Source organism: Myxococcus sp. CA033, from assembly GCF_013336625.1.
Classification (GTDB): domain Bacteria; phylum Myxococcota; class Myxococcia; order Myxococcales; family Myxococcaceae; genus Myxococcus; species Myxococcus llanfairpwllgwyngyllgogerychwyrndrobwllllantysiliogogogochensis.
On the sequence record NZ_JABUMU010000002.1, the window covers coordinates 421,160 to 442,951 of the forward strand.

The following is a 21,792-nucleotide window of genomic DNA, read 5'->3' on the forward strand; positions in this document are numbered from 1 at the left end:
AAGGTCGGCCGCGTGTGCGGACGCGCGCGGCGACCTGAGCCCAAGGCTCAGAGGCCCTGGAGGAGCACGAGCATCCGGGGCAGCGAGTCCGGCCCCGCGCCGCCCGAGAGTCCCTGGGCGAGCGTGTGCAACTCGGAAGACTGTTCGAGGTGCTTCGCGCTCAACTGGAAGCACTCCACCGCCGCCGCGTCGAGCTGGGCGCGGACCTCTGGCGTGGCCGCGAGGTCGTCGCGCTCGCACAGCGCCACCACCGTCGGATGGCCGAGAAGCACCCAGCGCAACACCGCCGCCCGCAGCGCGAGCTTGAAGACATAGTCGAGCACCGACGGCGCATCGGTGAACGGATGGCGCAGCCAGTGGTTCACCGCGTGGTGCCGGAAGTACTGCTCCACGCGCGCGCCCAGCACGGGCTCCAGTCGAGCCCTGCGCGCCGCATAACGGGCCCAGACGTCATCCGGCGCCGCTTGCGGCCCTCCGTAGGACGCCAGCACCGCGCGAGCCCAGCCACTGAATCGCTCGCTGCCCACCGCCCCCACGCGCGACCTCAGCACCATGCCGCAGATGCCCGCCCACGGTCCTCCAGGCAGCGACACCTGGGAGACCGCCGCATGCAATGCGGCCAGCGTCTCCGGGTCCTCGAACGTCGCGAGCGTCTGGGTCAACAGCGCCTCCGCGCCCTCCTCCCGGAACACCTCGGTGCCCCGGAAGTAGAAGGGCCCCAGCCGCCGCGCCAGTTCGCCCAGCATGAACAGCCGCGAGGCGAACGGATGCTCACGCCGCTCCAGGATGCGCAGCGCCACGGCGCGCACCCGCTCCGAGTGCACCGACCACGCGTCCTCGTCCCCCAGCACCCGGGCAATCTCCGGCCGCGCCGCGAGCGAGGCGTCCACGGGCACCTGCTCCAGCGCATCCTCCGCGAGCAGACACAGCCGCACCACCTCGGGACAGCCGAACGAGCCCGTCACCTCCAGCCGCCCTGCCCTGCGAGTCGCCACGCGCGGAAACATCGCGCACGCATCCGGCAGCGCGACCTCGCCATACTTCCGGTGCAGCGCGCACAGCTTGCGCTCGTCGAGGAACGAGCAGTTCCCGTCCTCGCGCTTGGTGATGTACGCGGCCTCCGCGCCCGAGCCGCTGCCCGGGTCCGGCAGCACGAGCGCTTCGACTCGCGCCGCATCGGGCCCACCGGCCACCACGTCGCGAAGGATGCGCCAACGCGCATCACTCACCGGCACGACGAGCCCCGCGCAGCAGGTGTCCTCACACGCGTCCGCGAGGCACTGGAAGCGCGTCAGGTACCGGGGCGCTGAGACGGACGACATGGAGCTCCCGAGGTCAGGCGTCGTCCGAGCCACTGTGGAGCGTGGCGGTGTTCCCCTTCGGATTCGGGCTGGGGGCGAAGGCTTGCCGGTCCAGTTCGGCGAACAGACGCACCACGCACGCATCGCAGATGGTGGCGCCGCCGGTGCCCTGTCGCAGCGGGCCCGCCTGATGCTCGGGGGCGCCGCAGAAGGAGCAGCGCCGACGGGAGGGAGTGTGCTGGCTCAAGACGTACGGTCCTTTCGTCCCTCGGCGTGCCCGCTACTTGCGGCCCAGCGCTTTCTTCACGAAGCCCCAGAAGCCACCCGCGCGCTCCTTCAGGTCCGCGCCACGGCGCTCCTCGGCGGCCTTCACCGACTCCTTGCTCACCTGGAGCTGCTTCTGGAGCTCCTCGGGTGAGTAACGCGTGGCCAGCGTGGCCTTCACTTCCTTGCGCGTGGAGTACTCGCGAGCCTCGACATGCAGCACGCACTCCGAATCGAGCTTGATGGTGACGGCGACGCGCACCGAGCCCTTCGGCCCCCGAGGCAGTCCCTCGATGCGCACCGTGCCCAGGTACTCGTTGGCGGAGATGTGGTTGTCCTCGCCCTGGAAGATGGACAACTCCAGGAACTCCTCGTTGTCCTTCGTCGTGTTGAGGGCGAAGGAGCGCTGCGCGGGCAGCGGGCTGTTGCGCTCGATGACGCGCTTGAAGACGCCACCGGGCATCGCCACGCCGACCGTCATGGGCAACACGTCGATGAGCACCACGCTGCTCACCTTGTCCACCGAGCCCGAGTAGAGCGCCGCGCCCAGGGCGACGGCCTCGTCCGCGTTGACGCTCGCCTGCGGGCCCTTGCCGAACAGGCCCTTGAGCTTTTCGCGCACCAGGGGCATGCGGCTCATGCCGCCCACGAGGATGATGTCGTCCACCTCGCTGGCCTTCAGCTTCGCGTCCAGCAGCACGTCGCGCACCACGTCCACGGTGCGGCTGAGCAGCGGGTCGCAAATCTTCTCCAGCTCCTGCCGCGTCATCACGACACGCAAGTCACGAGGGCGGCCCGCATCGTCCATCATCAACATGGGGATGTGGACCTCGAAGCTGGCGCGCTCGGAGAGAGCCATCTTCGCGCGCTCGGCCGCGTCGCTGACGCGCGACAGGGCGATGCCGTCGCCGTTGAAGGCCATGCCCTCCTTCTCCTGGAAGCGCTGGAGGAGGAAGTCGACGATGAGGTTGTCGAAGTCGATACCGCCCAGGAAGATGTCGCCGCCGGTGCCTAGCACCTCGAAGACGTTCTTCTCGATTTTGAGGATGGTGGCGTCGAAGGTACCGCCGCCCAAATCGTAGACGAGGACCTTCTTGTTCAGCTCGCGGTTGAGGCCATACGCGAGCGCCGCCGAGGTGGGCTCGTTGAGGATGCGCTCCACCTTGAGGCCCGCGAGGATGCCGGACTTGCGCACCGCTTCGCGCTGCGGCTCGGAGTAGTACGCGGGCACCGTCACCACCGCGCGCTCCACCTTCTGATTGAGGTGGGCCTCCGCCATCTCCTTGCATTCGCGGAGGATGATGGCCTGCACCTCCTCCAGCGAGAGCACGCTGTCCGCCAGTCGCACGGCGGCGCGGCCGGCGGCATCGGGGACGATTTCGTAGTGGAAGCGCTCGCGGACCTGGTTCACCACGGCGCTGTCGTAGGGACGACCCACCAGTCGCTTCGCGCCGTAGATGGTGTGCTGCGGGCGCAACACGAGCTGGTTCTTCGCGCGGTGGCTGACGAGCAGCTTGTTCTGCGCGTTGAGCGAGATGACCGACGGAATCGTGTTGTAGCCCTCGCGCGAGCGAAGGACCATGGGGCGCCCGTTGGACAAGAGCGCCACGCACGAGTTGGTGGTGCCCAGGTCGATGCCGATGACGGGCCCCGTACCCACGATTTGCGGAGGCGGCGGGAGGAAGACCGTCTTCGGCAGGCCCCGCTCATCCAGCGCGGGCGCGGCGAGCGGTGTCGCGGGCTTCGCTGACGCCGGCGAGAGCAGCGTGGGAGTCCCCACCGGCTCGGGAGCCCGAGGGGCCTCGCGGCGCACATTGGGCAGCGACGCGGCCGCCACGGGTGACGGAGGCGGCGGCTGGAACGAGGGCGGCGGCGGTGGAGGCTGGAACGCGGCGGGCGGAGGCGGAGGACGGGCCGCGGCGGGAGGCGGCGCGGGCATCCGAGGCGCCGCGACTCCGGGAGAGGGACTCGCGCCCATCCCCGACAGGTCCAGGTCGAACTCGCGGCCGCCACCAGCGGGGCGAGTGGCGGACGGAGGCGGAGGAGGCGAGGTCCGCGTCGGAGGCGGCGCCGCCGGAGGGAGTTCCTCCACGGCATCGCTGAAATCCAGCTCGAACTCGAGGCTCCCACCGCTCGGCTTGGACGCCGGAGGAGGCGGCGGCGCGGCCGGGCGCGGAGGCGCTGCGCGAGGGGACTCCTCCACGGCCTCACTGAAGTCCAGGTCGAACTCGAAGGCTCCACCGCTCGGCCTGGCAGCCACGGCGGGCGGCGGGGCGGCGGGGCGCGCGGGAGGGGACTCCTCCACGGCCTCGCTGAAATCCAGCTCGAACTCGAAGCTCCCACCGCTCGACGTGGAAGCCGGCGGCGGCGCGGCGGGACGCGCGGGAGGCGGGGCCGGGCGCGAGGGCGGTGTGGGAGGGGACTCCTCCATCGCCTCGCTGAGGTCCAGGTCGAACTCGAGCGGCCCGCTGGCCCGCGACGGCGCCGCGCGTGGAGCGGGAGGAGGCGGCGCGAGGGCCGCCTCGGACATATCCAGGTCGAACTCCAGCGGTCCGCTGGCGCGCGACGGCGCGGAAGAAGCCGACTCCTCTTCCACGGTGATGCCGACCTCGATGGGCGCCTCGTCGAGGCTCACCGGCTCATCGAGCACCTCCCCGAAGGCCAGGGGTGCGTCACCCGGTCCCGCCTCTATCTCGAACTCGAACCCGGGCAGCGGCTCGTCATCCGGAAGCGAGACGGGCGGCGGCGTGCTCGCGATGAGCTCCTCGAGCGGAATATCCACGTCGTTCTCCGCGGAGGCGGGCGGAGAGAAGTCGAAGGGCTCATCCAGCGTGGGGGTGGGCGGGGCCTCGATGTCGTCGAAGAGCGAATCGAGCGCCACGCCTTCCGTCGCGCGAGGCGCGGGCTTCGCGGCGGGACGGATCTGCACGGGCGCGACAGCCGGCGCCAGGGGCGCGATGGCGGGAGCCAGCGGGGCGACGGAGGGCGCGATGGCGGGCAGCGGCGAGACGACGGCGGCGGCGGCCTCCGACCTGCGCTGCAGGAGCATCATGTCGACGAGGGCGCGGCTGGCCGGGTCCAGTTCGTGGAACTGGAGGCCCATGCCGGGAGGGCCCGAGGGGTCTCCCACTTCGCGGATCCACCGGACATCGGCGGTGCCATGCAGCACGCGCACGCCGCCGGCGATCTGCACCTCGAATTTGACGGGTGTCCCCACGGGCTGGGGGGTGCGCGAACGGATGAACATCCCGCCCGGGCTCAGGTTGGTGGCGAACTCCTCCGCGAAGCTCCCCACGCTTTCATGCTTGAGCTTCACCAACAGACCGACTGCCTTCCGGTCCGTGGTGCGCCTGCCTTGATCCATAACGCACCACCATCGCGGTACGCAGCGCCCGGCTCAAGAGGGTTTTGGGCCCTTGGTCGGTCGACCGGCCAATGGACGACGACAGGTGGGCCTGCGGCCTACCTGCACCTTCCTGTATCTTGTGGAGTCCCCGAGGAGCCTCATGAGCACTCTGCCTCTCACCGCCTCCGAGGCGCCACGCGCGGGCTGGCTCGTCGACCGCCGGCACGACCTGATTTCCACGGTGGGCGGTGCCTGCGCGAGCCTCGCTCTTGTCGGGCTTCACGTCTGGGGTGGCGTGAGCAGCCTGGCGTTGTGGTGGGCGTGGGTGGTGGTGCTGGATGGGCCGCACCTGTTCGCGACGGTGTCGCGCACGTACCTGGACGCGAGGGAGTGGAAGACGCGGCGCGGGTTGCTCTTGGGGAGTCTGGGGTGGTTCGCGCTGGGGCCCCTGTGCTTCGCGGTGTCGACGGTGGTGGGCAGCAAGCTGCCCTTCCTGTTGTTCCTCACGTTCGCCGCGCTGTGGGCGTACTGGCACGTGGTGCGACAGCACTACGGGCTGATGTCGCTGTACCAGCGCAAGGGTGGCGAGACGTCGCTCGTGGACCGGCGGCTCGACAGCGTGACGCTGTATGTGGGGTTGCTCGCGCCCTTCGTCGCGTTCGCGGTGACGCATCCGGGAGCGCGCAAGCAGTTGGGGCTGACGGGGACGCCCACGTGGGAGCCGGTGCTCGCGGCGGCGTGCTTCTCGCTGGTGCTCGCGGTGGGGGTGCTGAGCGCGGGGCGGCAGGTGTGGCGGTGGAGGACAGGTCAGCGGGTGAACGGGCCCAAGCTGTTGATGATGGGGGCGGCGGTGGGGCTGTCGGCGGTGGTGTTCTGGCCGTCGGTGTCGGCGCGGATGGACTTCATCATGTTCGCCGTGGCGGTGACGGCGTTCCACAACGTGCAGTACCACGGCGTCGTCTGGTTCTATCACAGCAATCGCTATCACTCACCGGGCGCGGATGCGGCGTCTTTCGGCTGGGCACCGAAGGTGAGTCAGCGCTTCCTCATCTACGCGGTGTGCGGCGTGGTCTTCACGTTGGTGTACCGGGGCGTGGGGTGTGGCTTTGGCGCGCATCCGGGCTGTGGCGGGTTCGACGCGAAGCTCGCGCTGGGAGCGGGCCTGACGCTGAGAGATTTCATGTCGGGCTTCATCTGGGGCTTCGCGCTGCACCACTACTACCTGGACCAGAAAATCTGGCGCGTGAGTCGCGACGCGGGGCTGCACAAGGATTTGAAGCTGGGCAGCGCGCCGCTCAGCAGCGGGCCTGGACCCACAGTCGCTTGAGCAGGCGCACCACCGTCTTTCGAGACACGCCGAGCACCTCGGCGACCTCGCCTTGCGTGTGTCCCTCGACGAAGTGCAGGCGGGCGGCGGTGAGGACCTGGGCAGGCGTGGAACGGACCATCCAACGCAAATCCCTGGCTGCCTCGACGCGCTGAAGGCTCTCGCCCCCATCATCGGAGCGGGCCTCACTTCCCAGTCGGGCGTGCCAGACCAGACGGCGCGCTCGCGCCCGGTACCGGTCCAGGGCCTTGTGCGTCACCATCTGGGACAGCAGCGTGAAGACCGACGCCTCTCCCCGGTGCAGCTCCGGGCTGGCCAGCATGGCCAGGAAGACGTCCTGGAGCACGTCTTCGGATTCGTCCACGCCTCCGAGCAACGCCCGCGCCCGCTGACGCAAGGCCCGCCCATGTCGGAGATAGAGTTCACTCAACTCCAGACATGGGGGATATGCCCCCGCTGGGATTCGCCGCCGCGCTGGCGGAAAGGACATGGCTGACCACCCGGGTCGTCGGCGCACGGTTCGGAAACATGAAGCGTCACGACCGCATCGCGACCGGAGTCCACCTTCCACCAGCCAGTCGACGAAGACCTCTCTTCATAATCCAGACTGCAAGACATTGGCAAGACAGCCAGTCCCATGGATGACGGGCACGCTGTCCCAGGAAATCCATCTCGGGCGACAAAGGCTCCGCCTCCCGCTCCCTCCGGCTCGCAACCATATCCGGGGTATCTCAGACACCCCGAAGGACCTGTCTGACTCAGGCCGTATCCGGCGGGACTCCCCCAGCAAAAACATCCATGACCCGAGGGAGGCCGGGTCTGGGTTGGCCCTCAGGAGCCGTGCCTTGAAAAGTCCATGTTCTGAAGCGTCACGAGTCCGCGTGTTGTGCGCGGTCCTCGTCGTCGTCGCATCCGTGAGCTGCGGGGAAGAGCCGGAGCTCGCCCCGAAGGTCTCCGAGGAGACAAGCCTCACCACGAAGCGACAAGGGCTCTCCTCCGTGCGAGTGCCGCGCATGGTGGCGACAGGCGCCTATCACTCCCTGTTCCTGAAGAAGGACGGAGAGGTCTGGGCCTGGGGACAGAACTCGTTCGGACAGGTGGGGACGGGCAGCATCACCCCCGCGGCCCTGCCGCAGCCCACCCGGGTGTACGGGCTTCCCCCCATCAAGGCCGTCGCCGCCGGCACGGCCCACTCCCTGGCGCTGGATGTGGATGGACATGTCTGGACCTGGGGCCAGAATGCCTCAGGTCAAGCAGGGCTCGGGAACACAGGCGGCCTCGTGTTGGTGCCCACCCAGGTGCCCGGGCTGTCCAACATCCAGGCCATCGCGGCCAATGGCAGCTTCTGCCTGGCCCTGTCACTGGACGGACAGGTCTGGGCCTGGGGACAGAACGCCTCGGGACAGCTGGGCACGGGGGCCACGAGCGCATCGGTGCCCTCGCCCTTCCAGGTGACGCGACTGCCGACCATTCGCGCCATCGCCGCGGGCTTGAATCACACCCTCGCACTGGACGCGGACGGGCAGGTCTGGGCCTGGGGCTTCAATAGCGCCGGGCAGGTGGGCACCGGAAGCACCTCGCCCTCGATGGTGCTGACGCCCACGCGGGTGGCGGGAATTCCGCGCGCCAGGGCGATGGCCGCGGGAGCGGGCCACTCGCTCATCATCGACGAGCAGTTCGGCAATGTGTGGGCCTGGGGCCAGAACACCTTCGGGCAGACAGGGACCGGCAGCGCTACCCCCACGCCCGTACTGTCGCCCTCGCCGGTAGGAGACGTGTTCGCGGCCACGGCCATCGCGGCGGGCCACAACACGTCCACCGTCATCATGGGCAACGGCTTCGTGAAGGTGTGGGGCCACAACGCCTCGGGCCAGCTCGGCAATGGCACCACGGTGAACAGCGCCACGCCGGTGGACGCGACAGGGCTCACTGACGCCACCTCCATCTCCGCGGGAGCCCAGCACGTGGTGGCGGTGAGACCGGGATGCCCCGTGTGGGCCTGGGGCAACAACATCCATGGACAGCTCGGCACCAGCACCAGCACGTCCACCACGCCGACGACGACGCCCACGTCCACGCTGCTCACCAACACGTTCTATTTCGACGGGGACATGGATGGCTTCGGAGATGAGTTCTTCTTCGAGTCCGCCTGCACACCGTCTCCCGGTTTCGTCGAGGAGATCGACTGCGACGACTACATGCCCACCACCTATCCGGGCGCACCGGAGCAGTGCAACGGCGTGGATGACAGCTGTGACGGACAGGCGGACGACGGCAACCCGAGCGGCGGCGAGGGCTGCGCCACGGGACTGCCCGGCGTGTGCGCGGCGGGCACCACGGCCTGCACGCAAGGAAGCGTGGTCTGCACACAAAACCAGGCGGCGTCCACGGAGGCGTGCGACAGCCTGGACAATGACTGTGACGGACAGGCGGACGAGGAGAACCCTGGCGGCCTGGTGGCGTGTCGCACGAGCGCCCTGGGCGTCTGTGGTGACGGCGTGACGCACTGCTCCCATGGTGCCATCGAATGCGTGCAGAAGCAGGCCGCCTCGTCGGAGACATGCGATGGCCTGGACAATGACTGCGACGGTCAGTCGGACGAGGAGCTCACCTTCCAGGCGTGGTACCGGGACCAGGACGGCGACAACTACGGCGTGACGTCCCAGTCGACGCAGGCGTGTGCTCGGCCCCTGGGCCATGCGCCGAACGCGGGCGACTGCGACGATGTCCAGCCGAGCCTGCACCCCGGCGCCACGGAGGTGTGTGACGCCGTGGACAACAACTGCGATGGACAGGCGGACGAAGGGCTGGCCACGCAGGCGTGGTATCGCGATCAGGACGGAGACGGCTTCGGCGCTGTCGGGCAGGCCGTCCAGGGTTGCCGTCAACCTCCCGGCCACGTGTCGAACGCGGTCGACTGCAACGACGGCGACGCGGCCATCAAGCCCGGTGGCAGCGAGGTCTGCGACAGCGTGGACAACGACTGCGACACCCAGGTCGACGAAGGCCTGATGAGCGCGTGGTACCGCGACGCGGATGGGGACGGTTACGGCAGCGCGGCGCAGTCGACGCAGGCCTGTGCGCGACCTTCCGGCTACGTGTCGAACGCCAGCGACTGCAACGACGGCAACGCGAGCATCCAGCCGGGCGCGACGGAGGTCTGTGACGGCGCCGACAACAATTGCAACGGCTCCGCTGACGAGGGCCTCGCCACCCAGACGTGGTACCGCGACGCCGATGGCGACGGGTACGGCATGGCCTCCAGCACCTCGCAGAAGTGCGACCAGCCCGCGGGGCACGTGTCGATTGCCGGTGACTGCAATGACACCAGCGCCAGCATCAGGCCGGGTGCGACGGAGACGTGCGACGCCGTGGACAACAACTGCGACGGCTCCACGGATGAAGGGGTGACGTCGACGTTCTATCGGGACGCGGATGGTGACGGTCACGGCAACGCGGGTCTGCCCACCCAGGCGTGCTCGCGGCCCGCTGGATACGTGACGGACACCACTGACTGCAACGACGCCAGCGCGAGCGTCCGTCCTGGCGCCTCGGAGGTCTGCGACTCGGTGGACAACAACTGCGACGGCGTCACTGACGAAGGCGTGACGTCGACTTTCTACCGGGACGCGGATGGTGACGGGTACGGCAACGCAAGCCAGCCGACACACGCTTGCGCCCAGCCCGGTGGGTACGCGGCGAACGCCAGCGACTGCAACGACACCAGCGCGAGCATCCGCCCCGGGGGCACGGAGGTCTGTGACGGTGCGGACAACAACTGCAACGGCGCCACCGACGAGGGCGTGCAGTCCACCTTCTACCGTGACGCCGATGGTGACGGGGCTGGCAACGCGGGCCTGCCGACCCAGGCCTGCTCGCGGCCCGGTGGTTATGTCGCGGATGCCACCGACTGCAACGACGCCAGCGCGAGCATTCGTCCCGGCGCCACGGAGGTCTGCGACTCGGTGGACAACAACTGCAACGGCGCCGCGGACGAGGGGGTGCAATCCACCTTCTATCGTGACGCCGACGGTGATGGGTATGGCAACGCGGGCCTGCCCACCCAGGCCTGCTCGCGGCCCGGTGGATATGTCTCGGATGCCACCGACTGCAACGACAGCAGCGCGAGCATCCGTCCCAGCGCCTCGGAGGTCTGCGACTCCGTGGACAACAACTGCAATGGGCAGGCGGATGAAGGCGTGATTCCCACGTGGTACCGGGATGCGGATGGCGATGGATACGGCGCCTCGAGCCTCTCCGCGTCCACCTGTGCCCGGCCCGGCGGCTACGTCGCGAACAGCTCCGACTGCGACGACGCCCGCTCGAATGTCTCTCCCGGGAGGACGGAGAGCTGCGACGGCTTGGACAACAACTGCAACGGCTCCGCGGACGAAGGCGTGCTGCTCACCTTCTATCGGGATGCGGATGCGGACGGCTACGGCAACCCCACCCTACCGACCGCCTCCTGCACCCAGCCTGGCGGCTATGTGGCGAACGCCGATGACTGCAGCGACTCCTCGGCGAGCCGGAATCCCGGAGCCGCGGAGATTTGCGACTTCGCCGACAACAACTGCAATGGGGAGGTGGATGAAGGAGCCCTGCGCAGGCTCTATCCGGACGCGGACCACGACGGCTACGGCTCCGCCAGCCATCCGGGCACGATGGGCTGCCTCATCCAGTTCCACACCACTCAAACCGGGGACTGCCACGACGGCAACCCCAACATCCACCCCAACGCGACGGAGACATGTGACTCCATGGACAACGACTGCGACAGCGCCGTGGATGAGGGGCTTGCCACCCAGACCTGGTACCGGGATGCGGATGGAGACGGCAATGGCAATTACAACATCTCCATCCAGGCCTGCGGCCAACCTTCTGGCTATGTCGACCTTGACTCTGACTGCGATGACTCGAACGGAGGCGTCTTCCCTGGCTCGATGGACATCTGCTACGACGGCCTCGACAACGATTGCAGCGGCATCGTGGACCAGTGGTGCGCGGAGTGTCCCTACATGCATGAGTGCGCACCCCAGATCCCCCCCTATTGATAGCCAATCACCAGGGGACCTTCCTGAACCGGGCTCAACTCAACGCCCCGTGACGCACGGATGAAATGAAGGGGCCGGCCTGTCTCGCCGGCCCCTTCTGGACTGAGCTGGCCACTCGACTCTCAAGAATCGGGCATACGACTCACGCCCATTCAATGACTTACGAAAACCCCGTCCCCGGGTGCTGGCCAGTTGAATCCTCGCAACGGAGGCCTAGCTTGGCTGCCCAAGCGGGTCTCGGTACGCCCGCGCCCACCCCCGGAGTTTCCATGTCGCGACGCACCAGCCTCTCCTTCCTGGCCATGCTCTCTGTCTTCACGTGTCTGTATGCGGGCGAGAGCTTCGCGCAGAACGCGCGCATCGGAACGGCCTCCGACGGCAACTACATCACCGTCCCCTCCGGCTCGGTGAATGACTGGGTCATCCACGTGTCCCCTCGGGACATGGGGTTCGAGGAGCCCGGCTCCGAGGGCGACAACGCACTCCTGAAGTTTGAGTGCTACGTGGTGCAGATCAACCAGTACACGTGGCAGGTCGTCGCCCGGTACAAGCTGCGCCCCTGGAACAACCGGGACGGCATCTGGCACAGCGGCACCGCCAACTACCTCCTCGTCCACAAGTAGGCCGGCGCCTGCTCACGAGCCACATCGAACTACATTTACAATCAAGGTTCTTGAGCAAGTCAGATAACAGCCGGGCAACAGGGCATGTCAGGGCCGTCGGGCAGGATGGCCCATCCGTGCGGAGCCGCGTGGACTCCGTTCACCAACCCCAGACACCCACTGCCCATGACACCCCATCATCGTACTCCCTTGCGCTTCGCGAGCGTGTTGCTCGCCTCCCTGGTCCTCTCACTGTTCGCGTGCGGAAGGGAGGACGACTCGGAGACGGCCCCGGACCGGATGCGGGGCGCGCAGGAAGCCCCCACTGTTGACCTGGAGCCGGGCTGCGGAGAGCCAGGCGACGACGCGGGAACTGACGCGGGCGTCGATGCCGGAACAGGGACCGAACCCGATGCCGGCCCCGCTGTCTGCGGTGATGCCCTCAAGCACCCCTCGGAGGAGTGCGACGACGGCAACAACGACCTGGGCGATGGCTGTACACCGCTGTGCACGCGCGAGCCTGTCTGCTCCAACGGAGTCTGCGAGAATGTGTGCGGCGACGGCCAGTTGAGGTCCGAGCAGTGCGATGACGGCAACACGCTCGCCAACGACGGTTGCTCGCCGACCTGCGAGTTCGAGCCGGGCTTCGTCTGCATGGCCGTCGACGACCTCCCTCCCGCGCAGCTGTCCCTCCCCATCGTCTACCGCGACTTCCGCGGGTACGACCTGCTCGCGACGGGCTCACTCCCCCGGGGCCACATCGACTTCGAGAACGCCCTCGGCAGTGAGAAGGGCATCGTGGCCACCACCCTGGATGCCCAGGGCAAACCCGTCTACGCGAAGACCTCCATGGCCTCCGCCACCACCCACGGCAAGGCGGCCTTCGACCAGTGGTTCCGAGACGTGCCCAACGTGAACCAGACCGTCATTGGCACCCTGGACCTCCCCCGGCAGGCCATTGGCCAATACCTGTTCGACGACCAGACCTTCTTCCCCCTGGACACAGCGGGCTGGGTGGCCTCCGGACACGAGCCTCTCCGGGCGGACAACAGCTCCCCCGCCCAGCTCCACAACTTCAACTTCACCAGCGAGACGCGCTACTGGTTCGAGTACCGGGGTGACGAGGTCCTCACCTTCCGTGGCGATGACGATGTCTGGGTGTTCATCAACGGCATCCTCGCGGTGGACCTGGGCGGAATCCACGCGGCCGAAACCGCCTCCCTCACCCTGTCACAGCGCGCAAGCCAGTTGGGCCTCATCGTGGGCGGCACCTACCAGCTCGCGGTGTTCCAGGCCGAGCGCCACACCCGGGCGTCTTCGTATCGGCTGGGGCTCAACAACTTCTTCCGTCCCTCGCGACGCACCCAGTGCGTGCCCGGGCCCGACCCGGAGCCCCTCTGCGGCAACGGCACCACGGACCCCGGTGAGCAGTGTGATGACGGCATCAACGACGGTGGCTACAGCCAGTGCGCCCCGGGCTGCGTCAGGGGTCCTCGCTGCGGCGATGGCATCGTTCACCTCGTCGAAGGGGAACAGTGCGATGACGGCAACCTCCGGAGCCTCGACGGCTGCAACGCCACCTGCCAGCTCGAACTGCCCTGAGCCATGAGCATCGCGTGAGCGGGCCGGTGTCACCCGACTCGACGGGCCCGCTCACCTCGCAGGTGCTTCGACGCCACGAACGCCGGTGCGGCTTCAGTCAGGCGAGAAGGACAGCTCAGCCACCCGGCCCGCTTCGAAGCGCACGATTCCCCAGTCAGAGTCGCCCCATCCCTGGTGGGTGTGCCGGTAGACCACGCTGTCCTTGAGCTCCAAGGCGCCACCCGGGCTCCGTCTGGCATCTCTCGCGTGCTCGCTCCCCATTCCATGAGGCGCTTCTGGCCGCACGTAGGGATTCGCGGGCCAGCCCGTTCCCTCGATGTAGCGGCCCATCACGGCTTCGACCTCACCGCGCGTCATGCCAATCCGAAGCAAGGAGAAGTCTCGGAGGAAGGGCTTGCGGGAGTTCCACTCGGTGAGGCGGATGCCCACCACGCCACCGACGAAGGCCACCAGGAGCCCCACACGGAACCCCCGGGGGGCCGACCGGGAGCCATAGACCCCGAGCCCCAATCCCAGACTGAGGATGACGGCATTCCAGGACAGCAGATACGACACCGCATCCACGGAGTCGCACAGCGCGAAGAAGCCAAGAAGGCCTCCCAGCAGCACGAGGGTGAGGAGCAGCTGCAGGTGTCGCCTCGGCATCATCAGCGAAGCTTACGGCGCCACCGATGCGGTGTCTTGTCCCCTGGGTGTGCCTCTACCGGGAGGACTGACAGGGCACGTCGGAGGAAGGGGCCGGCCTGCGGTCGTGCCGGCCCCTTCGCTTCGTCAGCGCACCCAGTTCACGTTGGAGATGGTGAACTTCGTTCCATCCTGCTTCTCCACGTTGGTGTACGGCAGGTACACCCGCGAGGAGAACGTGTTCGCCGCGGTGTCGATTTCGATGAGCCGCGTCGGGTTCGACGACCCGTCATGGTACGTGGTCAGCATCTGGTAGATTTTGTTCCCCTGCGTGCCGGTGACTTCGCTGTACGCCGCCGTGCCCACGTGCCCGGAGAAGATGAACCGCACGTTGGCGTACGGCTTGAGCGCGGTGTCGAACACGTACTGCGGGCTGTTGTTTCCATACCCGCCATTGCCCTGCTCGATGCCGCCCCCACTCGTCTGGTGCGAGTGCGTCAGCACGATGACGTTGTGACGCGGGTGCTGCTCCACGACGCTCTTCACCCAGTTGACCGCATTCGTCCGCGCCCAGAGTTCCACGTTGATGACCAGCCAGTTCAGCCCGCCCGCCGTGAAGGTGTGATAGGCATTGTCGCACTTGCCCGCCTCGAACACGCCCGCCAGCGCGCGGAACCGCGTCGTCGGAAAGTACGTGTTGAAGGTGGTGGTGTTGCGGAGGTTCGCATTCACATTGCCAGGGCACGCGCTGCCACCGGGGCACGTCGCCGCGGTGTCATGGTTGCCAATGGCGATGGCATAGGGAATCTGCGCGGCATCCAGCTTCTGGAACGCGTTGCTCGCCCGAACGTACTGGATGTGGTCCGCCGTGTCCCAGTTCGCCATGTCGCCCGTGTGGCCCACGAAGCGGATGTCGAGCGCGTCCTTGTTATCCGCCAGCCACTGCATCCGGTGGTCAATCAGCGTGGACTGCGAGATGAGCTCGTTCTGCGTGTCCGGGATGATGACCAGGGTGAACTTCGTGTCCACGGGCTGCGCCGTCGTGGGCGCCGCGTGGAACTTGATGCCCTCGTCCACCCACCCCGCCGCGCTCAGCGCCGAGCGCTCCGCCGCCGTCGTCGCGAAGCGGTGCTTGCGCAGCGTGTCGTTCGCATAGCGATAGACAGGGACCAGGCACGGCTCCGCCGTCGTCGACGCGAAGAAGCCCGTCCCCTCGTCCGTGGTGAACCCGCCCTGCGTCGCGAGCTGCTGCTTCTCCGCCGCGTCGATGGTCCAGAAGTGCTCGTTCCGGCTCGGGCTGTACAACCGATACACCGTGGACAGGCCCGGGCCCGCGACGGCGGCGGCGCGGAAGGCCACGCCCCGGTCATCGGTGTAGCCGTAGTTCGTCGCGGCGCTGGCCGCCTCGTTCGCGTTGAGCGTGTAGAGGCTGTCGCCGTTGCTCGCCCGGATGCGGTGATACACCGGCGCGCTCATGGCGGCGCAGTCCAGCGCGGCCTTGCTGGAAGCGGTCTCGGATACCTCGTCGGGTGACGTGCCGCCGCCACAGGCTGACAGCACGCCCCACAGCGACAGGGATGCAACGACTCTCAAGGGACTCATGGTGTCTCTTTCCAGGATGGGATGAAAACAGGGCTCGTCGGCTTCACTTCTGCTTTTACCGCGAAGTACCGAATTCCGGCCCTGGCTATCACTTGAGTTCCATCCCAGGAACTCCATGTGTCCGACTGCGAGCAACACACAACACCGTCACGACGGAGCAGTGAGCAATGTCTCTCGAATTTTACACAAACATCCGAGCAACCCCGAGCGTGCGCATGGCACCTGAGGTCCGCTTCAGATTGATGCGGAGACGTGGAGGGACGCTCGCGGGCGAACGTCCGGGCCCACTCACTCCGGCGTCACCACCCGCAGGAACGCGTCCTGGTTCCACCCGTCCCCGCCGCCATCACGCTGCCAGCCCGCGACGGCCAGTCCGCGCCCGGGCACCATCGCGAGCCCCGTCACCGCGAGCGAGCACTCGCCGCTCGCGCAGCCTTCCACCGGGAGCTTCCGCTCGCCCTGCTGCGTCCCATCCGCCGCGTAGCGCGTGAGCACGTCACCGCACGCCACCATCACCGCGCCCGCGCCATCCACCGCCGCCGCGACACCCTCCGACGCCTGGTCGCCGCACTCCGGCTGCTTCAGCCAGCGCACCTCGCCCTCCGCGCCCACGCCGAGCACGAACGGGCCTTGAGTCCCCAGCGACGTGCCGCCCCACACGAGCAGGCCCGTGAAGTCCCCCGCCACCGTCACCGCGCCCTCCGGCCCCACCGCCACCGACGTCACCCGCCCCTTCGCGCCCGGCAGCTCCCGTCCCCACACCAACTTCCCCGCCTCGTCGAACGCGAGCACCACGAAGCCGCGCCGGCCCTTGGCGCCGAATGACTCGCCATCCACCTCCAGCGTGTCGGAGAGCTGCCCCGCGAGCACCGTCTGCCCCGACGGCGCCAGCGCCACCGCGTGCAGCGCCGTGCCCTCGCCCGTCCCGGTGAGCCGCCGCGTCCAGCGCACCGAGCCGTCCTCCGCGTAGTGCGTCAGCACCGGGTCCTGCACCTCGCCTTCCCACTCCTCGCCCGCCACCACCACGCCCCCGGCCAGGTCCGCCGCCACCGCCCGCGCCTTCTGCCCCACGCGCTGCTGCCACGTCGCGCGCCCCTCCGCGTTGAAGCGCACCACGAAGCCGTCCTGCGCCGCTCCCAGCCCGAAGTTCGCCGGGTACAGGAACGCATTGCCGGTGAGGAACACCGCGCCGTCCGTGCCCGGCGAGGCCGCCACCCTCAGCTCCGAGAGCCGCTCCCGGGGAAAGTCCTGCACCCAGTGCGACGTCCCCTCCGGCGAATACCGCGCCAGCTCCACGGCCAGCAGCTCCCCCTCCACCGGCTCGCGGTCGGCGTCCTGCCGGGGTGTCTGCGACACCACCATCACCACGTCGCCGCCGCGTCCCACGGCGAGGCCGGACGGCGTGTCGTCCTGCGGCCCACCCACGCGGGTCTCCCAGAGGGTGCCCTCCGGCAGCGCGCCCGAGGGCGGCGAAGTGGACTCCGAGGGCGGCGTTTCCGGCCCGGACGGCGCCACCCCGTCGGCTCCGGGCGCGGCGGTCTCCCCGGGGGGCTCGGGAGCGTCCTGCTGGGAGCCACACGCCAGCCCGGCCCCCCAGAGGAGGGCCACGGGCCCCATCACCCGCCAGCCGTGGAACCAACGTCCCGCTCGCTCAAACCGCATGCGCGCACCCCGGAGACGGCCGCCGTCCGTCGGAGGCCGGTTCTCCGGAGACGGTAAGCAGCGTGTCCGCGAGGCGGCATTCCCCCTGCCCCTCGGGGGGCTGGCCCTGCTCGGGGGGCGTGCAGGCACGGAGGGGGCCCAGGCCCCTTACGGGCCTGTTCCAGAGTGTATGGCAGCGGAATAGCCCCCCGCTCCAACGGTTGCCACCTCACGACTCGGCTGCTCGGAAGGAGGAAACCGTTGGTCCGGGCGCCGCCCGCGAATTAAGAGACTCCTTCCATGGAAAGCGCCGCCCCCGCCCCACGTCCCGTGCCCGACCCCTCGAGCGACGACCTCCGCGCAGTCGAGGAGCTCGCCGAGGCTCGAAACGCCATCGTCGGCCAGATTGAGAAGCGCGTCGTCGGCCAGCGGGAAGTCGTCGAGCACCTGCTCATCTCGCTCTTCAGCCGGGGCCACTGCCTCTTCGTCGGCGTGCCCGGCCTCGCCAAGACGCTGCTCATCTCCACCTTGGCGGACGTCCTCAACCTCTCCTTCAACCGCATCCAGTTCACTCCGGACCTGATGCCGTCGGACATCACCGGCACGGACATCCTGGAGGAGGACCGCACCACCGGCCGGCGCAACTTCCGCTTCGTGCAGGGGCCGCTGTTCGCCAACATCATCCTCGCGGATGAGGTGAACCGCACGCCGCCCAAGACGCAGGCCGCGCTGCTCCAGGCCATGCAGGAGTACCGCATCACCGCGGGCGGCCGGACGTATCCGTTGGATTTGCCCTTCCTCGTCTTCGCCACCCAGAACCCGATTGAGCAGGAAGGCACGTACCCGCTTCCGGAAGCGCAGTTGGACCGCTTCATGTTCCTCGTCGACGTGGGCTACCCCACGGCCGAGGAAGAGGTGCAGATCGTCAAGAGCACCACGGGCGGCGAGCAGCCGAAGCTGGAGAAGATTCTGTCGCCCGAGCGCATCCTCGCGCTTCAGGAGCTGGTGCGGCGCGTGCCGGTGCCGGACCACGTGGTGCGCTTCGCGGTGGAGCTGGTGCGCAACACCCGCCCCAAGGAGCCCGGCGTGCCGGACTTCGTGGCGAAGAACGTGTCCTGGGGCGCGGGGCCTCGCGCGAGCCAGTATCTGGTGCTCGCGGCGAAGGCGCGCGCGATTCTCCACGGCCGCTTCGTGGCCACGGTGGAGGACGTGCGGGCGCTGTCGCGGCCGGTGCTGCGTCACCGCGTGCTGCCCAACTTCACCGCGGAGAGCGAGGGCATCACCTCCGTGAAGCTCATCGACCAGCTCCTCACGGTGGTGAAGGGCTAGCGCCGCGTGCTGCTCGATGCCCAGACGCTGGCCCGCCTCAAGGGCGTGAAGCTGCGTGCCCGCGCGGTGATGGAGGGGGTGCTGTCCGGCCTCCACAAGAGCCCCCACCAGGGGCAGAGCGTGGAGTTCGCCGAGCACAAGGAATACGCCCCCGGCGACGAGCTGCGCCACCTGGACTGGAAGGCCTACGGCAAGTTCGACAAGTACTACGTCAAGCGCTTCGAGCACGAGACGAACCTGCGCTCGGTCATGGTGGTGGATGCGTCCGCCTCCATGGGCTACGGCAGCGGCGCGCTGAACAAGCTGGAGGTCGCCACCACGCTGGCGGGAGCGCTGTGCTACCTGCTGGTGCGTCAGCAGGACGCGGCGGGGCTCGCGCTGCTCACCGGCGGCAAGTGGAAGGACGTGCCGCCGCGCGCGTCCGCGGGCCACCTCAACGTGCTGCTGGAGACACTGGACGCCACGACGCCGGGCGGAGGCACGGACCTGGGCAGCGCGGCGGACCACCTGGCGGAGGTGCTGCCCCGGCGCTCCACCGTCATCGTCCTGTCGGACCTGCTCGACGAGAAGCAGGACGCGCTCAAGCGGGTGCTCGCGCTGCGGCAGCGCAAGAACGACGTGTCGCTGTTCCATGTCGTGGACCCGGCGGAACTGACGTTCCCCTTCGATGACCCCACGCTCTTCCTGGACATGGAGGGTGAGGGCCGCATCGAGGTGAATCCGCGCGAAATCAAGGAGAGCTACCTGGAGGAGTTCCACGCCTTCCTGACCAGCGTGAAGGCCTCGTGCGCGGAGGCGGACGTGGACTACGAGCTGGTGCGCACCGACGAGAAGCTGGACGACGTGCTGCTGCGCTACCTGGGGCGACGCGGGAGGCGCGGGTGACGTTTGGCAATCCGTGGATGCTGCTGGGCGCGCTGGGTGCCCTCATCCCCCTGCTGGTCCACCTGTTCGACCGACGTCGGCCGAGGCCCCATCCGTTCGGCCCGCTGGCCTTCGTGCTGCGCAGCCAGAAGCGCACCGCCAGCCGGCTCAAGCTCAAGCGCCTGCTGTTGTACGCGCTGCGCACGCTCATCCTGCTGGCGATTCCCATCGCCCTCGCCCGGCCGGAGCTGAGCCGTGACGCGCACGCCGCGCAGGTGGTGAAGGGCCCGGCCGCCACGGCCATCATCCTGGACGCGTCGCTGTCCATGCGTTGGACGGACGGGACGTCGCTCTTCGAGCGAGGACGGGACGAGGCGCGCGACGCGCTCAAGGACCTGCTGCCCGAAGAGCCCGCCACGGTGCTGGTGTGCACCAGCTCCCCCGCCGCGCCTCCGCCTCCGGGGTTCGACCGGGCGCGGCTGCGCGGACTCGTGGATGAAGCAAAGCCGACCTACGGGGCGGCGGACCTGTCGCGGTGCATGGAGATGGCGTCGCGCTCGCTGGAGGAGAACCCCATGGCCGCCAAGCGGCTGGTGGTGGTCTCCGACATGGCGGCCTCGGCGTTCCGGCTGGAGGCGCCGCCGCCCACGGTGAAGGGCCCCACCGGGGCGCCGGTGAAGCCCGAAGTCGTGCTGCGCGACGTGGCCGAGGGCCGCGAGGCGCTCAACAACCACGCGATTGTGGACCTGAAGGTGGAGCCCGCGCTCCAGGCGGGGCCGCGCTCGTTCCAGTTCACCTTCACGGTGCGCAACTTCGGGACGGAGGCGGCCAAGGATTTGGAGGCCGCGGTGCGCACGGGTGAGACGACGCTGGCCAAGGGCTTCGTCGACGTGCCCGCGGGTGGCACCACGCAGAAGGCGCTGACGGTGCGCTTCCCGCAGGGCGGCACGGTGGTGGGTCAGGTGACGCTGGCGTCGGACTCGCTGGCGGAGGATGACCGACGGGCGTTCGTGTTGCCGGTGCCCAAGGCGCTCAAGGCGCTGGTGGTGAATGGCGCGCCCCATGCGACGCGCTACCGCGACGAGGCGTTCTTCGTGGACGCGGCGCTGACGGCGCCGGGCTCTCCGGTGGAAGTCGCGGTGCGTGACTCGGAGGTGGGGTTGCGCGAGGACTTCGCCGCGTACGACCTGGTGCTGCTGTTGAACGTGCCGGCGCCCACTCCAGAGGAGGCGGCGCGGCTGGCGGCCTTCGTGGAGAACGGCGGCGGGCTGTTCCTGAGCATGGGCGACCGGGTGAACACGGAGGACTACAACCAGCGGTTGGGGGCGGTGTTGCCCAGGCCGCTGCGCGTGGTGCGCACCAGCGCGGAGCGCGAGACGGACCCGGAAGCGGAGACGAAGGCGGCGCGGCTGGCGCAGGTGAAGCAGGAGCACGTGCTCTTCTCGCCCTTCACGGGGCGGGCGGAGGAGGGGCTCATCGGCGCGCGCTTCTACCGGTACGTGTTGCTGGAGGCGGACAATCCGGCGTCGCCCGGCGCGAGCCAGGTGCTGGCCACGTACGAGGACGGGGCGCCCGCGGTGGCGGTGATGCGCAAGGGCAAGGGCCGCGTGGCCATGTTCACCAGCACGGTGGACCGTGACTGGAGTGACTTCGCCATCCGCACCAGCTTCCTGCCGCTGATGCAGCGCTTCGCGGCGTACCTCACCGGCTCACTGGAGGAGCGCGAGGAGGTGCGCGTGCGCGTGGGTGAGCAGGTGACGCTGCGGCCGGAGGGCTCGCAGAAGGTGACGGCCGTGAAGGCGCCGGATGGGAGCGAGTTGCCGGTGAAGGAGCAGCCGGATGGCTCGGTGGTGGCGGGGCCGGTGCTGGAGCCGGGGGCGTACTCGGTGCTGGGCGCGGACGGGAAGATGCAGCCGGCGCTGTCCTTCGCGGCGATGCTCGACCCGGCGGAGAGTGACCTGACGCGCGTTCCGCAGGACACGCTCACCGCGTACTTCGGTGAGGAGACGGTGAAGGCGTCCAGCGGCGACGAGGACAGGCCCACCGTGCCGCTGTGGACCTGGCTCATCCTGGCTGCGTGCGTCGCGTTCTTCTTCGAGGGGACGCTGCTGCGCAAGTAGCTCCGACCCGCAGGCCCCACGCGGACTGTCGCGTGGGGTGCATGCCGCCGTGCTGAAGGCAGACGTGGTGTGACTGCGTGAATCCCTGGGCGCGACGTCGCGAGGCCCACGCGGAGCCG

Annotated in this window: 14 protein-coding genes; 7 read left to right on the forward strand and 7 right to left on the reverse strand. The window is 68.8% G+C overall.

The features are described from left to right. Positions 1-47: 47 nt before the first annotated feature. From fliB to HUA78_RS07720, 3 genes are read right to left on the reverse strand one after another with little or no spacing between them, the layout of a single operon-like run. Positions 48-1,322 carry a flagellin lysine-N-methylase gene (fliB, locus tag HUA78_RS07710; RefSeq protein ID WP_174475983.1) on the reverse strand — a complete coding sequence of 425 codons (1,275 nt, stop codon included), beginning with the start codon at positions 1,320-1,322 and terminating at the stop codon, positions 48-50. A gap of 13 nt (positions 1,323-1,335) precedes the next feature. Beyond that, positions 1,336-1,548, reverse strand: a complete 213-nt coding sequence (locus HUA78_RS07715; protein WP_174454219.1) for a ClpX C4-type zinc finger protein — start codon at positions 1,546-1,548, stop codon at positions 1,336-1,338. Between the two features lie 33 nt (positions 1,549-1,581). Continuing rightward, the gene (locus HUA78_RS07720) at positions 1,582-4,929 is read right to left on the reverse strand and encodes a TIGR02266 family protein (protein WP_174475984.1); all 3,348 of its coding nucleotides are present in this window, start codon (positions 4,927-4,929) and stop codon (positions 1,582-1,584) included. Positions 4,930-5,071: 142 nt separating this feature from the next. On the opposite strand from HUA78_RS07720, the gene HUA78_RS07725 reads away from it, so the two are divergent. Further along, positions 5,072-6,238, forward strand: a complete 1,167-nt coding sequence (locus HUA78_RS07725) for a hypothetical protein (RefSeq protein WP_174460925.1) — start codon at positions 5,072-5,074, stop codon at positions 6,236-6,238. On the opposite strand, the gene HUA78_RS07730 is transcribed toward HUA78_RS07725, so the two are convergent. Then, positions 6,207-6,728, reverse strand: coding sequence for an RNA polymerase sigma factor (locus HUA78_RS07730; RefSeq protein WP_174454216.1), 522 nt, complete (start codon positions 6,726-6,728; stop codon positions 6,207-6,209). The genes HUA78_RS07725 and HUA78_RS07730 overlap by 32 nt on opposite strands. A gap of 391 nt (positions 6,729-7,119) precedes the next feature. On the opposite strand from HUA78_RS07730, the gene HUA78_RS07735 reads away from it, so the two are divergent. From HUA78_RS07735 to HUA78_RS07745, 3 genes are all read left to right on the forward strand, one after another. Continuing rightward, entirely contained in the window at positions 7,120-11,289 is a 4,170-nt protein-coding gene (locus HUA78_RS07735; RefSeq protein WP_174475985.1) for a MopE-related protein, read from the forward strand. Between the two features lie 269 nt (positions 11,290-11,558). Beyond that, the gene (locus tag HUA78_RS07740) at positions 11,559-11,912 is read left to right on the forward strand and encodes a hypothetical protein (protein WP_174468117.1); all 354 of its coding nucleotides are present in this window, start codon (positions 11,559-11,561) and stop codon (positions 11,910-11,912) included. Positions 11,913-12,077: 165 nt separating this feature from the next. Continuing rightward, complete coding sequence (locus tag HUA78_RS07745; protein WP_174454213.1) at positions 12,078-13,493, forward strand: fibro-slime domain-containing protein; 1,416 nt, start codon at positions 12,078-12,080, stop codon at positions 13,491-13,493. 93 nt (positions 13,494-13,586) lie between these two features. Here HUA78_RS07745 and HUA78_RS07750 read toward each other — a convergent pair whose 3' ends face one another. The 3 genes from HUA78_RS07750 to HUA78_RS47215 all read right to left on the reverse strand — a co-directional run bounded on the left by HUA78_RS07750 (position 13,587) and on the right by HUA78_RS47215 (position 17,381). Then, positions 13,587-14,141 carry a hypothetical protein gene (locus HUA78_RS07750; protein WP_174454212.1) on the reverse strand — a complete coding sequence of 185 codons (555 nt, stop codon included), beginning with the start codon at positions 14,139-14,141 and terminating at the stop codon, positions 13,587-13,589. A gap of 123 nt (positions 14,142-14,264) precedes the next feature. After that, positions 14,265-15,719, reverse strand: coding sequence for a metallophosphoesterase (locus HUA78_RS07755; protein ID WP_174454211.1), 1,455 nt, complete (start codon positions 15,717-15,719; stop codon positions 14,265-14,267). 288 nt (positions 15,720-16,007) lie between these two features. Further along, entirely contained in the window at positions 16,008-17,381 is a 1,374-nt protein-coding gene (locus HUA78_RS47215; protein ID WP_174475986.1) for a hypothetical protein, read from the reverse strand. Between the two features lie 279 nt (positions 17,382-17,660). Between HUA78_RS47215 and HUA78_RS07765 the strand changes: the two genes are divergently transcribed. The 3 genes from HUA78_RS07765 to HUA78_RS07775 are packed head-to-tail and all read left to right on the forward strand — an operon-like array spanning position 17,661 to position 21,673. Beyond that, positions 17,661-18,689 carry a MoxR family ATPase gene (locus HUA78_RS07765; RefSeq protein WP_141641671.1) on the forward strand — a complete coding sequence of 343 codons (1,029 nt, stop codon included), beginning with the start codon at positions 17,661-17,663 and terminating at the stop codon, positions 18,687-18,689. 6 nt (positions 18,690-18,695) lie between these two features. Next, a complete protein-coding gene (locus HUA78_RS07770) occupies positions 18,696-19,574 on the forward strand; it encodes a DUF58 domain-containing protein (RefSeq protein ID WP_174475987.1) in 879 nt (292 codons plus the stop codon). After that, positions 19,571-21,673, forward strand: coding sequence for a BatA domain-containing protein (locus HUA78_RS07775; RefSeq protein WP_174454209.1), 2,103 nt, complete (start codon positions 19,571-19,573; stop codon positions 21,671-21,673). Before HUA78_RS07770 ends, HUA78_RS07775 begins: the two co-directional genes overlap by 4 nt. Positions 21,674-21,792: the final 119 nt, after the last annotated feature.